This is a genomic window from Photobacterium sp. MCCC 1A19761 (genome assembly GCF_037389125.1).
In the GTDB taxonomy this organism is placed as follows: Bacteria; Pseudomonadota; Gammaproteobacteria; order Enterobacterales; family Vibrionaceae; genus Photobacterium.
In genome coordinates, this window is sequence record NZ_JAZGTF010000023.1 from 79130 (window position 1) to 92118 (window position 12989).

At 48.9% G+C, this 12989-nt stretch carries 15 protein-coding genes; 3 read left to right on the forward strand and 12 right to left on the reverse strand.

The window, feature by feature from the left end; genetic code table 11:
- Nucleotides 1-145 precede the first annotated feature (145 nt).
- Together VV869_RS18415 and VV869_RS18420 are read left to right on the forward strand one after the other, a co-directional pair.
- On the forward strand, nucleotides 146-511 hold the full coding sequence (locus VV869_RS18415; protein ID WP_337736371.1) for a YgiW/YdeI family stress tolerance OB fold protein: 366 nt from the start codon (nucleotides 146-148) through the stop codon (nucleotides 509-511).
- A 155-nt stretch (nucleotides 512-666) separates the two neighbouring features.
- On the forward strand, nucleotides 667-1482 hold the full coding sequence (locus VV869_RS18420) for an alpha/beta fold hydrolase (protein WP_337736372.1): 816 nt from the start codon (nucleotides 667-669) through the stop codon (nucleotides 1480-1482).
- A gap of 54 nt (nucleotides 1483-1536) precedes the next feature.
- Here VV869_RS18420 and VV869_RS18425 read toward each other — a convergent pair whose 3' ends face one another.
- From VV869_RS18425 to VV869_RS18445, 5 genes are all read right to left on the reverse strand, one after another.
- Nucleotides 1537-2352, reverse strand: coding sequence for an alpha/beta fold hydrolase (locus VV869_RS18425; protein WP_337736373.1), 816 nt, complete (start codon nucleotides 2350-2352; stop codon nucleotides 1537-1539).
- 168 nt (nucleotides 2353-2520) lie between these two features.
- Nucleotides 2521-3879: an MATE family efflux transporter gene (locus VV869_RS18430; protein WP_443147337.1), complete on the reverse strand. Its 1359-nt coding sequence runs from the start codon at nucleotides 3877-3879 to the stop codon at nucleotides 2521-2523.
- Nucleotides 3880-4025: 146 nt separating this feature from the next.
- Nucleotides 4026-4604 carry a nucleoside triphosphate pyrophosphohydrolase family protein gene (locus VV869_RS18435; RefSeq protein WP_337736375.1) on the reverse strand — a complete coding sequence of 193 codons (579 nt, stop codon included), beginning with the start codon at nucleotides 4602-4604 and terminating at the stop codon, nucleotides 4026-4028.
- Between the two features lie 157 nt (nucleotides 4605-4761).
- Complete coding sequence (locus VV869_RS18440) at nucleotides 4762-5118, reverse strand: YibL family ribosome-associated protein (RefSeq protein WP_337736376.1); 357 nt, start codon at nucleotides 5116-5118, stop codon at nucleotides 4762-4764.
- A gap of 184 nt (nucleotides 5119-5302) precedes the next feature.
- Nucleotides 5303-6682 carry a multicopper oxidase family protein gene (locus tag VV869_RS18445; protein WP_337736436.1) on the reverse strand — a complete coding sequence of 460 codons (1380 nt, stop codon included), beginning with the start codon at nucleotides 6680-6682 and terminating at the stop codon, nucleotides 5303-5305.
- Nucleotides 6683-6970: 288 nt separating this feature from the next.
- On the opposite strand from VV869_RS18445, the gene VV869_RS18450 reads away from it, so the two are divergent.
- The gene (locus VV869_RS18450) at nucleotides 6971-8269 is read left to right on the forward strand and encodes a DEAD/DEAH box helicase (RefSeq protein ID WP_337736377.1); all 1299 of its coding nucleotides are present in this window, start codon (nucleotides 6971-6973) and stop codon (nucleotides 8267-8269) included.
- 339 nt (nucleotides 8270-8608) lie between these two features.
- On the opposite strand, the gene VV869_RS18455 is transcribed toward VV869_RS18450, so the two are convergent.
- The 7 genes from VV869_RS18455 to VV869_RS18485 form a co-directional block, all read right to left on the reverse strand.
- Nucleotides 8609-9121 (reverse strand): GNAT family N-acetyltransferase, encoded by a 513-nt coding sequence (locus VV869_RS18455; protein ID WP_337736378.1) that lies wholly within the window; start codon nucleotides 9119-9121, stop codon nucleotides 8609-8611.
- Between the two features lie 163 nt (nucleotides 9122-9284).
- Nucleotides 9285-9638 carry a glyoxalase/bleomycin resistance/dioxygenase family protein gene (locus VV869_RS18460; RefSeq protein ID WP_337736379.1) on the reverse strand — a complete coding sequence of 118 codons (354 nt, stop codon included), beginning with the start codon at nucleotides 9636-9638 and terminating at the stop codon, nucleotides 9285-9287.
- Between the two features lie 67 nt (nucleotides 9639-9705).
- On the reverse strand, nucleotides 9706-10488 hold the full coding sequence (locus VV869_RS18465) for a methyltransferase domain-containing protein (RefSeq protein WP_337736380.1): 783 nt from the start codon (nucleotides 10486-10488) through the stop codon (nucleotides 9706-9708).
- A gap of 130 nt (nucleotides 10489-10618) precedes the next feature.
- A complete protein-coding gene (locus tag VV869_RS18470) occupies nucleotides 10619-10978 on the reverse strand; it encodes a hypothetical protein (RefSeq protein WP_337736381.1) in 360 nt (119 codons plus the stop codon).
- Nucleotides 10979-11393: 415 nt separating this feature from the next.
- Complete coding sequence (locus VV869_RS18475; RefSeq protein WP_337736382.1) at nucleotides 11394-11822, reverse strand: hypothetical protein; 429 nt, start codon at nucleotides 11820-11822, stop codon at nucleotides 11394-11396.
- Nucleotides 11823-11835: 13 nt separating this feature from the next.
- Complete coding sequence (locus VV869_RS18480; protein WP_337736383.1) at nucleotides 11836-12267, reverse strand: hypothetical protein; 432 nt, start codon at nucleotides 12265-12267, stop codon at nucleotides 11836-11838.
- Nucleotides 12268-12359: 92 nt separating this feature from the next.
- Nucleotides 12360-12896, reverse strand: coding sequence for a GNAT family N-acetyltransferase (locus VV869_RS18485; protein ID WP_337736384.1), 537 nt, complete (start codon nucleotides 12894-12896; stop codon nucleotides 12360-12362).
- Nucleotides 12897-12989: the final 93 nt, after the last annotated feature.

A 12989-nucleotide genomic window follows, 5' to 3' on the forward strand; every position in this document is an offset into this window, starting at 1 on the left:
GGCTGTCAATCAAATATTCAATCCATTGACTAGCGCCGGGTGATAAGCCTGCTGGTGGCCCGGATGAACCCCGGATGAATTGATGCCTCACGTTTCATTCAGTTCCCCTGTTATTTAATGGTCTCATCAACCCAAGGAGAACATCATGAAAAAGACCATTATTGCCCTGACTGCCGCCACTATCATGACCCCAGCTCTGGTGCTGGCCGACCAGGATCATCGACCAACACTCACTTACGCCGGCCCGGTGGAAATCGTGACGGTTTCGGAGTTACTGAAAGATACCGGCATGTTAGCCGAGCGAGATGCGGTCGTTGAAGGCCGGTTGATCAAGCAAATCAATGCCGATACCTATATCTTCAGCGACGCCACCGGCGAGATTCAGGTCGAAGTCGATGACCATGTTCAGCTACCGCAAGCTATTAATGCCTCAACCCGGTTACGCCTGTTCGGGGAATATGAAGGCGGCCGGACGCCGGAAATCGAAGTCGATCACATTCAGGTTTTATAACATCCCCAACCAACGCACAGCCCCCGTCTTTCTGACACGGGGGCTGGTGCCATTTCGCATATACACTCGATCACACATAAAACTGCTTCGTTGATTGTGCTAAACTTTTCCGGCTGCGTTCAATGTTGCATCGCCGTGAAAAGTTAAGGACCCCAATGTCAGATACCCTGTTGTTCCACAAAACATACCACCACCCATCCAGCCAGGACTGGGTTGTCTTTGTTCATGGTGCCGGCGGCAGCTCTTCCATCTGGTTCAAACAGATCAAAGCCTACAAACAACATTTCAATTTATTGCTGCTGGATCTCCGCGGACACGGCAAGTCCAACACCATGTTTCAGGACATGATGAAAAATCCGTATACCTTTAAAACGGTGACTCAGGATATTGTTCAGGTGCTTAACCATCACAAAATCCAATCGGCACATTTTGTCGGGATCTCTTTGGGTACCATCATCATCCGCACCCTGGCCGAGCTGGCGCCGGATCGGGTTAAAAGCATGGTGCTGGGCGGCGCGGTCACCCGGCTGAATACCCGCTCGCAGCTGCTGGTGAAAGGCGGGAACCTGTGCAAACACATCATTCCGTACATGTGGCTGTATCAGTTGTTTGCCTATGTGGTGATGCCGCAACGCACGCAAAAAGAGTCGCGCCTGTTGTTTGTGAGGGAAGCCCGCAAGCTGTGTCAAAAAGAGTTCAAACGCTGGTTCAAACTGGCGGCGGATGTGAATCCGTTGATGAAATACTTCAAGGAAAAAGAGCTGGCCATCCCAACCCTGTATCTCATGGGCGGCAATGACTATATGTTCATTAAGCCGGTCAAGGAAATGGTGAAGCAGCACAAGCACAGTCACCTGACCGAGTTAGAAAATTGCGGCCATGTCTGCAATGTCGAACGACCGGATGAGTTTAACCAGCATTCGATTGCTTTTATTCAGCAATATCAGGCACCTCAGGCTGTGATCCGCTGAGGTGCCTGCTTTCACGACTGGCTTGGCCTAACCGGCCACAGCAAAGGTTCAGGCTCAGCCGAGCACTTCGGCCAGGAATTCAGTTAACCGGGCCGTTACCAAATCCGGCTGCTCCAGGTTACTGATATGACCCGCAGCCGGGATGATCGTGTACTGGCTGCCGTCGATCGCATCATGCATCAATTGGGATTCAAGTGGCGGACGCGGACCGTCTTCTGCGCCAACCATTACCAAGGTCGGTAAGGTCAGTTGTTCGACGTCATCAAAGGTGTCACGACGACCAAAGACCATCCGGCCAATCGCCGCCATATCCACCGCTTTCTGCCCTTTCAGTTCAGCCAGTTGCTGACGAAACTGCGCGAACAGTTCTGGATTGGTTTCCCGGACATTGCGCGAGAAAAACATCGGCGGGATCACATCCAGCAGCGGCTCAGGCACAAATTGCAGTTCGTTGATGGTATCGAGCATGCCGAAATATTTATCCCGGGCGACTTCCGGTTCATAGCCGATAAACGTATCCATCAGCACCAGCGACTGAACACGCGCCGGGGCTTTGAGCACCAGTTCTGCGCCCCACATCCCGCCGACGGAAAGTCCAATGACTGAAAATTTTTCAATATTCAGGTGATCCATCAGCGCCAGAATGTCATCGGCATAGTCTCGCAGGCTACGAGTTTTAGTCGGTGCTGCATCGGACAATCCGTGCGCCCAGAAGTCCGGCACGATACAGCGGTAGTGCTGGCTCAGCGCTTCGACTTGCGGTGCCCACATGGCGCTGTCCCACAAGTAACTGTGGCCGAAGACCAATACCGGCCCTTCCCCTTTGTCCACAAAATGCATGGTTTTATTGTCGATGGTAAATGTGCCCATGAACTCAAGATCCTATTTCTGAACGTTTTTTCAGCCTGAATGATAGCAAGGAACGTCGCCGCTGTTGACTCTGGTATCGCTCAATTCTGATATTTCTCTCAACAAGTCCCACCGATAGCATAGCGCCCGGCAGAACCGGGCGCAAAATCGATGGGACAACCGCACCGGTTAAACCGGCTCTTCAGCACAATATTTCGCACTCGCCTTGCGGATCCCCTGATGATACAGCACCCAGGCCGTCAGTCCGGCGGCAATATTTCCCAGCATCGCACCCAAAAACAAGCCCTGGATCCCGGCTAACTGCGCGCCGAGCCAGAGCAGTGGCAAAAAGCACACAAACAGCCGCAAACCAGAAATAAGCAAGGCACGCATCGGCAACACCAAAGCATTACAAATCGATACCATCAGCATGCAGACCCCAAGCGGCCCCAGGCTGATCGGCACCCAGGTCAGATGGATCGACAGAATGTCACTGACCGATGCTTCACTGGTCAGAAGCGCCGTCAGAACCGGTGACGTGACCAACAAAATAGTGGCAATCACCAATTGCCAGATCAGGACAAATTTGACGGCAATACCGACCAAAGCTTTGATCTTATCGATTTCTTTCGCGCCCAGCATGCGGCCCACCATCGGCGGCATCGACATGGTCAGGGCCAGCACCACCACAATCGAGAAAAACTCCAGGCGCGAGCCCAATGCCCAGGCCGCAACCGTCGCCGCCCCGAATCCGGCCACCAGTTTGGTCGCCAGCATCGACGACAATGGCGGCAGCAGTTGGCTCATCATCGCCGGCGCCATAATATGGACCAGCTCTTGCACCGAGTCACCGACGGCCAGTCCCTGCCACTGAAAGCTCATCCAGTGCCGTTTCAGCACCAACGGGAACACCACCAGTAAACCAACGCCAAAAGCGGCAATCGTTGCCCAGGCCGCGCCGACCAGACCCATCTCCCAGTGGAAGATGAACAACGGATCAAGCACCATGTTCAGTACACTGGTCACCATCATCATAATGCCCGGCAGCATGGTATTGCCGTTCGCCCGGCATAAGCTGTAAGCGAAATAAAGCATGGCCCCGGTCCAGGCACTCATCAGCCAAACTGGCCAGTACTGGTCAACCACCGGAAACACATCCGCCGGCGCACTCAGCAGCGACAGGATCGGACCACGCAGGAGCCAGATCAGCACGCAAATCAGGAACACACTGAGCGCCCCAACCAGCACCACCAACCCGCCCAACTGCTTGGCCCGGGTGGTGTCCTGCGCACCCAGCACTCTGGCGATTAAAGAAGTGGTCGCAATCCCCAAACCGACCTGAAGCCCGATGATGACCATTTGCATCGGCAGCGTGAACCCCTGAGCCGCCAGCGGTAATACGCCAAGCTGCCCGATAAAGGCACTGTCGACCAGTTGGAAACTCATTAAGGAAAGCACCCCGAACAGCATCGGCCACGTCATGTTGAACAACTGACGGCCCAAGCCCGGGAAAGTTTTGACGGAATGATTAGAAATTGTAGAACCCATGAAACCTGATGGTTAAGAAAAATCAGGTTCGTAGTGTACGGACTTTTGTGAGCAAGCTAAAGCAAAGAAACGAAACTCAGCTGCGCTTGAGAGATACCGCAGCTGAGTTTGAACCGGCCCCAGAACAGGGTTACTGGGTTACTGGGTTACTGGGTGACCAGCTGTACCAGATTGGCCGGGCGATAATAGACCGACTTCAGCACTTTGCCCTGACGAATCACTTTTCCGTCCAGGTCAACATCTTTTGCACACTTGGCGATAATGTACTCGCCTTTTTTCGCAGCCATCAGCGCAACACCTTGCTTGGCATAGTGCGCTTCCGTATCAGCATATTCTTGCTCGTTCCGGCACACTTTGCTCATGTTGCTTGAGTGCACTTCATCCCAGCAAGCCACGAAGTCAAAGTTCAGACGCTGCGCAATTTGCAACAGCAGATCAATCAGGTAACTGATCCCGATGTTGTCTTCAACGCGCTTGTCCCCAAGGTGCACCAGGCGTCCCATCAGCACGTAGACTGAGTCGACAATCGCATCCGCCTGCTCAACTAAAGAATCTGCTTCTGCCAGCTCAGTCATCTCTTCAACGGCCAGAGAGGTGTGCAGCGTATCAGCCTGCTCATCCAGACTGGACGGGGTTTCGATATCCAGATCAAAAGTTGTCCGAAATTCACGGATATCTTGGTACAGGTGATCAAACAACGCTTGATCCAGAACTGCCAGCTTCATTCAATGATTCCTTGTTCACTACAGTGTTTGGACACAATACTAAGCGAATGAGCCACCGCGACCAACGACACTTCGGCGACCCGTTGCTCAGTATCCAAAATAAAAAGCAGCGCCGGAAGCCTAACTTCTGACGCTGCCTGATGATCTTAACAGAGCATTAAAACGCTTTCGGTGCAAAACCTGTCACTTCCGACAGACCCATCTCGCGACCCAGCGCAGTCATCGGGTGAACCACCACCAGACCTTTCACCGATTTTTTCAGTTTCCCCATATCGGCCTGTTCGGCTTTTGTCAGAGCACGTTTAAACGGCAGTGACTTCACATCGGACTCCTGCTTCGACAGCTGGCGTCGTTGCTGATTTTTCACCTTGGTGAGTTTCTTGGTCAGCGTTTCGATTTCGTTACTTGCTTGCGCGGCGATCGCCTCGTCGCCCCGCTCTTTCGCTCCAGCACGCTTACGACGTAACTTGTCTAAACGGTTGTTCATTTGCTGAAGCTCTTGCTTTAAATTCATGCGGCTACCTTCTCATTCGCATTTTCAGCCCGAGCGCGCTCCGCTGGGCTGACCGGCCGACAGTATATACCGGATACCACCGCTTTTCACGGTCCGTTCGAAAGGAACATCACCAGAATCAGCATAAAGCCTGCAAATGCCGCGCTTTTCACCGATCTGCTTTCGTATCCGGCATCGACGCCGACTAAACGACTTCAATATAGCCCATCAGGCCGGTTTTCATGTGCTCAATCACATGACAGTGATACATCCAGCGACCCGGGTTATCGGCCACAAACGCCGCTTTGGCATGACCATTTTTCCCCAGTAACACCGTGTCTGTATGGAACGGTGTCACCGGCTTGCCATCCATTTCCAGCACGGTAAACGTGTGGCCGTGCAGGTGGATCGGATGGTGATACTGCGTCACGTTCTTCAGATCAAAAATATAAGTTTTCCCTCGTTTCAGGCTGGCCAGCGGTGCCGGGATATTCTCTTTGCTCATTCCTTCCCAGGCGCGCTTGTTCATCAGCCAGAATTTCGGCACCGATTTACCGTCATTGCTCGCCGGGGTAACCGCGCCTTCCCATTCAAACACGAAGTGCAGTTCTTCGGCATTGGCCAGATCCGGCGCCGGGATTGGGTTCAGCGGCAACGCCGGAACCGGTTTCCCCGGCTGGAGTGTCGATGACACCGATCGGAAACTTGCCAGCGGGAACCCAAACCGCCCTTTCATCTGAACCACCTGGAACTGCTGTCCAGCCGCCGGGGCTTCAACCGCCAGGTCTAGGCGCATTCCCGGCGCAATTTTGTGCTGCGCCAGCTTCATCGGCTCACGAATCGGGTTGCCGTCAATCGCAATAATCCAGGCTTGTGCCCCTTCAACCGCAATCGGATAAGTGATGGTGTTGTCCACATTTGCCAGTCGAAGACGCGTCATGGCATGTTGTGGCAGCTCATAAGTCGGCTCATGTTTGCCATTCACGGTTCCCCACTCCCCCGGCGTCCCCATTCGGGCACTCAGTCTTGGCACCATCAGCTTTTTCCAGCGCCCCTGCGCATCCAGATGCCAGTGCTTGAGCAGCATCACCTGCTCGGCATCAAACTGAACCGGTCGGGCTTCTTCGACCACAATCGCGCCGACCAAGCCCATCCCCAGCTGAACCACACTATTCATATGCGGGTGATACCAGAAGGTGCCGGCATCCGGCGGCGTGAATTCATAAACAAAGGTTTCTCCGGGCATGATAGGCGGCTGACTGAGGAACGGGACGCCGTCCATTTCAATCGGGATCCGCAACCCGTGCCAGTGAATCGTCGTCGGCTCATCCAGTTTATTGGTAAAACGAATGGTGACCTTTTCCCCCTGACGACAACGGATCGTCGGGGCCGGGATTTGTCCGCTGAACCCCAGCACATCAGTCTGATATCCGGGCACCAGCTCCGCCGTCGCCGGCTCCGCGGTAATATCATAAAAATACCCGTCTTTTGTCTCGCGGGCCGAATTTAACGTACAGGCCGGCAAAACCATGGCACCAGCAATAGCAGTTGATAACTTTAAAAAATCGCGACGACTTACATCCATCATGCTTATCCTTTGACTTAACGCCCCCGAATGGTACCGAAATCTATGCAGTTGAGAAGTGATCTCATTTACAATTACTAAATTTTCAGCCGGTTGCAGTCACAACCATCCGGGTAATCCACCAAGCCCGTTGGTTTACCGCAATCCGCAGCAATAAGCCACCAAAAGCAGTTAATACGGGTAAATATCAGCCAATCACATGAAATTCTCCCCACAGCCTGCAATTATTCCTCTATAATCACCCACCATAATTTTGTCAGGCTCAGCCGTCTGCTTTAGGAACAAAGAATGTCATTTGCATCACAAAACTTTTCTCAGGATATAGTGCGCGCGCTCGATGAGTGCGGCTACGAGAAATTAACCCCTATCCAACAGCAAGCGATCCCACACGCTCGTCGCGGACACGATATTCTTGCCAACGCGCAAACCGGCACTGGTAAAACCGCAGCGTTCTCGCTGCCGATTATCCAGCAGATCCTCGACAACCCGAAACAAAGCAGCCGTTTCAATGCCCGCGCGCTGATCCTGGCGCCGACCCGAGAGCTGGTTGCCCAAATCGCCAAGAACATTGAAGACTACAGCAAGTACACCGACCTCAAAGTCGCCGCGATTTACGGCGGCACCAAAATGGCGTCGCAAGAGAAAAAGCTGGAGCAGGGTGTGGATATCCTGGTCGCGACCCCTGGTCGCCTGCTGGAACATATGGATCTGAACAATGTCAGCCTGGCCAACCTCGAATTCCTGGTCTTTGATGAAGCTGACCGTATGCTGGATATGGGCTTTATCGCCGATATCCGGATGATCATGAGCGACATCCGCAGCCAGCCGCAAACCATGCTGTTCTCGGCCACGTTCTCCAGCCAGATGAACAAACTGGCCAATGAAATTCTGCGCAAACCAAAACGTATCTCGGTCAGCCCGGAAAACGCTACTGCCGAAACCGTGGCGCATGTTGTCTACCCGGTCGACCAGGAGCGCAAGCGCGAACTGCTGTCAGAGCTGATCGGCAAGAAAAACTGGCAACAAGTGCTGGTGTTTGTGAACTACAAAGAAACCGCCAACGAGCTGGTCCAAGAGCTGAAACTAGACGGTATCAAAGCGGTGCTGTGTCACGGCGATAAAGCACAGAGCGCCCGTCGCCGCGCGCTGGATGAGTTCAAAGAAGGGAAAGCTCGTGTGATGGTTGCAACCGAAGTTGCTGCCCGCGGTCTGGATATTCAGGGGCTGCCGCACGTCGTGAACTTCGACATGCCGTTCCTGGCAGAAGACTATGTTCACCGCATCGGCCGCACAGGCCGTGCGGGTCAGCAAGGTCATGCAATCTCCTTCGTGAGCCGCGAGGAAGAGCTGACGTTGGTTCAGATTGAAAACCTGATCAAACAGCAGATTCGCCGGATCCAGCTGGCCGGCTATGAGCCGAAAAGCCGTGACGCCCTGCTGGAGAAAATGCACTCCAAGCCAGCTTTCCGTGACCGCCGCGGCCGGACCAACAACCCGAGCGAGCAGTCTGACGCCGAGCGCCGGGCGCGCCTTCGCCGGGCCGTGCTGAATAAAAGCCGGGCGAAAATCACTAAACTGAAGAAGTAATTCAAGAATGCCGCAAGCCTGATACTTGCGGCATTTTCTTTGCCTGCAATATCTTCCTCACCTCGTCCTGCGCAGCAATCCAGCACCCGACTTGTGAATCCAAACCTCACAGGTGTTACAGACGCTACTATTCTCTCCGTTTTCCGGGCGGTAAACTTTTCTTCGGTTGTATCTAGATGTCACAAGAAAGATGACTGCAACCAAAAAACAATGTTTCAGATACATCGTGACGGGTAGCCCACCGCTTCCCAGATAGTTAACATCAATGAACGAAGCGACACCCACGAAGATCAAGTACAAAATCACCGTGAAAATCATAGCTTCATCATTGTTGGAAATTCACGTCGATGAGAATTCAATGTCCAACGCCTTTTCCAGCCACATCGAACTGATGTACTGGCCATTTTTCTTCGCGTACTCTTGAAACACCCCCACTTCCCTGAAATCAAAACATCTGTGAAGTGCTAATGAGGCATCATTAGGCAGTGCGACACCAGACAAAACCCGGTGAACGCCTTGGTTACCCAACGCTTCGAACAACATTGAATACAGAATTGACCCGAGTCCTTTGCCCCTAGCTTCGGGCGCCAGATAAATTGTGGCTTCAACCGTATCCTCAAATGCAGGCGTTGCTCTATAGGGCTGAGAACATGCAAAGCCTAAAAGTATCCCGTTTTCGACCGCCACAAAGATTTGATATTTGGAATCGCCGGCAAACTGAGAAAACCACGCTTGACGGTCTTCATAAGATAGCGGCATCTCTTCGAAGCGCGCATTGGTATGTTCAATGTAGTAATTGAAGATATCGGTGACCTGCCCAATATCTGATCGTTTTCCGAATCTGATTTCCACGTAACGTCCTTATCATTTCGAATTTGATAGAATAACTTGATCTCGTTTTCAGGGAGCAGTTGATAAGTGTTAAAAAATACAGCACGATGGCGTTCAGAAATATTGGTTTCTCCACAGCTAACGCGTTCGCTTTACCTCTTGATACCTAGAGGGCTCATATGTATTACGTGATTGCCCCACGTAGACCAATTAAGTTTCCAAATGGATCTTCAACTTGGCACATAAAAATCCCATTTTCGATTTCTATTGGACCACGATAAAGATACGCACCAAGTGCTTCAAAGCGAGCTAAGGCGGCTGATAGGTTATTAACAGACCAATAGATGACAGTACCATTTTTACCTACACCTACCTTTTCATCTGCTTGGACGATTTCTAAGGAAAAGCCATTTAAATCGAGAACGGTGAAATCGAAGTCGGGATGATAGATTGGAACTGCTTCAGGAAAAGCTGTGTTATACCACTCAAGCCCTCTCGTCACGTCGGGAACATGAACAAGAACTGCTGCTGGGACCATGATTTCTCTCCTACCGAATAACGAATGACATGGCCTCTGATCAGGCTGCCACCGCACGCACCAAACGTTAGTGACCAACTTTTTTGTAAGCGACCACATGAGAAAGGAAGAGTAACGAATACCGTTCATTAAATCTGATTTTGTACTCAATTTCGTCTTCAGATAATTTTTCCCAATTCACACCAAAGTAGTCGTTAATGTCATCGACTGCTTCGCTTTCATTTTTCAGATGCTTTTTGCTCCATTGATAAGTGCATGATAAAACCAGCACGCCATTCAAAGCTGTTGCATCCATCAATGCATCCACTATAGCTCTGGGGGATTCACATTGATCCAGCACATTGAGGCAGGTGACTAAGTCAAATTCTTTGGTGACCAGCCCATGCTCAAAAGGAGCTTCTATCAAAGTGAATGCTACATGATCACAGGCTTTTGCTATTGATGATGCATCAAAGTCCAAATAACCCAGTTCATTCAAACTCTTGATATATGGGAACTGACACTTAGCACCTTCGATAATTATTTGTTTGAAATTTGATAGTAAGCGATGAGATGGTTCAACAACCGTGACAGAACTAATGGTGGGAACGTTAGTAACTAATTCGAAACTATTTCTTCCTAAAGCAGGTCCCACCTCTAATGCGCTATTAGGAGCGATATTTTCAGCTTCGAGTGCCTCAATAATAAACTGAGCAACGCTTTGTGTATGCGTTGAATAAATAAATGACTCAGGAACATGCCTAGATTTACTCTCTAACTGTTCAGTTACTCCATTTAGGCGAAGTTTATCAAGCCATTGAATCTCATAGTATGCTGCCAATCCTTTTTGATCGATGTAAAAATCGTCCACCTATAATTCCTTCTATAAAAGCTTCTTTTTTGGTGCGCATAGCGCCTAAATCATGGGCAAACAAAAATGGGACGCTTGCGGCCCAGGCCAGCTTGCCCATGATTTGTTAGTTAGCTTTTTAACTTCATTGCTACTCGGGTATTGCCACGATCTGAAACTCATCTTCATAAATGATATTGCCAGGAGATGCTGATGTTAACTCAGTAACAGCTAAGCCACATTCTTCAACAAGAGGCACGATAGTTCTTACACAGTCAATAATTTCAACTTGCGAGTTTTTGAACCAGCATACACCCTTAAGATTTTCTGGCTTATCAAAGATCTCTGGTGTCACAAAGGCATCCTCTAACCATTCAAGATGGCTATCTAGCTCGAGTTTGGCTGAGCCGTTCAGCTTCTCTTCTCGACTAAGGCGATACGCAGCGCCGAGTATTCCTTGGTTAACGCCGGATTGCCTATTTACATGGTCAACAACAAAACGCTTATACATTATTTGCTCATTCCTTGAAACTTAATCACAAAAGCTAACAAATGACATGGACTCCCCCTCATCAGACTTTGCCACACTTAGTAAGTCTGATCCCGTAATTACCGGAAGCCACCATGTCACCATCTGTTCTATGCAGGGTGAGAGCGCGAGTTAACAAGTTGTAAACTCACCACATAAAAGGCACGTTGGGATCTACAAAAAGATTGATTTTTAACCATCTGACACAGGTGTGAAATGCATGAGGTGTCTAATGATTACTCAACCAGCCCGAGGGAACTCACAGCTGTTCAAAAAGAGAACATACGTATTCTCACCCTGGCGAAGTAGACAGCCTTATTCTTCAGAAATATTGGCTGCTCCGCCGTCAACGGCTTCGATTTATCCCTTGACACCGAGAAACTTATATGTATTAAATTTATTGTGTAAAAAAACCTTCTGCTAGCATTTTTTGAATATTGGTTTCAATATTAATCGAAGTAATTGTCGGACTATTAGGAGCATCATAATAAGTAATAAATGCCAATATTGGCCCACCATGATATTCTAACACCGCAGATAAGTAACATGTCTTATTTCCTAATTGTTTTCTGCTAAAAATAGACAATGATTCTATATTTCCAAGGTATTTTTCAACAATAGTCAATATTTTCATTTTCTCTAATGAACTAGTATCCGTTTCTAATGGACCTCCAGCAACCATACTCTTCAAGAAAGCAGCATTACCATCTTTTTTATATACATTAAATTCTTGATTAAAGTCTTTTTCTGCAACACTGCAAAAATCTTGTGATAAAACAGAGCCACTAAAAAAAATCCCACCTATTAAAACCATATATTTAATCATAGCAACACTCCCATCAATCTTGAAACAAAACATTTGAGGATAGAATAACTTCAGCTTCAGTTTGAAAAGAAAATGAGGAAACAATAATTTCTTTTGAAGTTTTATAATACATAAGAGACATGAAAACTGGCCCTAATTCATACTCCAATATTGATGAAATAAAGCAAGACCTGTCACCTAATGACTTCTTAATTATAACAGATGTAGTTCCAACATCTCCAAATGATGATTCAATTCTTTGAAAGTGCTCGCTCTGATTTAGAGCTTTTTCATCTGATGAAAATTTACCTCCTTCTAACATAGTTCTAATAAAACTTACACTTCCATTTTCTCGATACTCATTAAATGCTTCCTGATATTTCACTTCTGAAACATCACAAATACCTTTAGAAAAAACAGGCCCGACATACATAAAAATGCTTAATAACACAATCCTTTTTATCACTTTATTCTCCTATAAGTTTAACGCCCAAATCATGGGCAGACAGGTTTGGGACGCTCGCGGCCCGAGCCTGGCTGTCCCTATAAATTTGCTGGTTATATGCCAACCCACTCATGCGAAAGAACTGACATTTGGACTTTATCAATAAACTGACCGTTGCGATATCCCGACTGCCTTTTCACGCCCTCATGAACGTAACCCGCTTTCTCATATGCTCTAATTGCTGATGGATTTGTGGCATATGCAGTTAGTTCTATCCGGTGAAGACCCAAGTCCTTGAAACCGTAGTCGGTCACTAACTTGGTTACTTCTGTACCTATACCTTTGCCCCAGTACTCCTTGTCACCAATAAGAATGAAGTACTCACCACATCGATTTAGAGTACTTATAGAAGCGATACCGGCATATCCAATCAACCTACCGGTTTCACCACAAGTAATACCAAGCGAAATACTCTTTGAATCGTTGTTTATTCCGGCCAACCATTTAGATATGTCGGTTTTTGACTTCGGGTAAGAGTAGGATGAGATGCTGAACTGGGTCACTTCTCGGTTACATGCCCACAGATAAAACTCATCAGTGTCATCAACGTCAAGTGGTCTGAGTTTTATCATTTTTGACTGTAGAAACATCCACATTCTCTCTTAGTATTATTGGCATATAACGAATGACATGGACTCCCCCTCATCAGGCTTTGCCACACTTGGTAAATCTAATCACGTAAT

Bases quoted from the DNA above. Each gene is read 5' to 3' on its own strand.
- VV869_RS18420 (WP_337736372.1), top strand. From the start codon at position 667: ATGTCAGATACCCTGTTGTTCCACAAAACATACCACCACCCATCCAGC.
- VV869_RS18435 (WP_337736375.1), bottom strand. From the start codon at position 4,604: ATGAAGCTGGCAGTTCTGGATCAAGCGTTGTTTGATCACCTGTACCAA.
- VV869_RS18445 (WP_337736436.1), bottom strand. From the start codon at position 6,682: ATGGATGTAAGTCGTCGCGATTTTTTAAAGTTATCAACTGCTATTGCT.
- VV869_RS18430 (WP_443147337.1), bottom strand. From the start codon at position 3,879: ATGGGTTCTACAATTTCTAATCATTCCGTCAAAACTTTCCCGGGCTTG.
- VV869_RS18485 (WP_337736384.1), bottom strand. From the start codon at position 12,896: ATGTTTCTACAGTCAAAAATGATAAAACTCAGACCACTTGACGTTGAT.
- VV869_RS18470 (WP_337736381.1), bottom strand. From the start codon at position 10,978: ATGTATAAGCGTTTTGTTGTTGACCATGTAAATAGGCAATCCGGCGTT.
- VV869_RS18415 (WP_337736371.1), top strand. From the start codon at position 146: ATGAAAAAGACCATTATTGCCCTGACTGCCGCCACTATCATGACCCCA.
- VV869_RS18450 (WP_337736377.1), top strand. From the start codon at position 6,971: ATGTCATTTGCATCACAAAACTTTTCTCAGGATATAGTGCGCGCGCTC.
- VV869_RS18475 (WP_337736382.1), bottom strand. From the start codon at position 11,822: ATGATTAAATATATGGTTTTAATAGGTGGGATTTTTTTTAGTGGCTCT.
- VV869_RS18460 (WP_337736379.1), bottom strand. From the start codon at position 9,638: ATGGTCCCAGCAGCAGTTCTTGTTCATGTTCCCGACGTGACGAGAGGG.
- VV869_RS18425 (WP_337736373.1), bottom strand. From the start codon at position 2,352: ATGGGCACATTTACCATCGACAATAAAACCATGCATTTTGTGGACAAA.
- VV869_RS18440 (WP_337736376.1), bottom strand. From the start codon at position 5,118: ATGAATTTAAAGCAAGAGCTTCAGCAAATGAACAACCGTTTAGACAAG.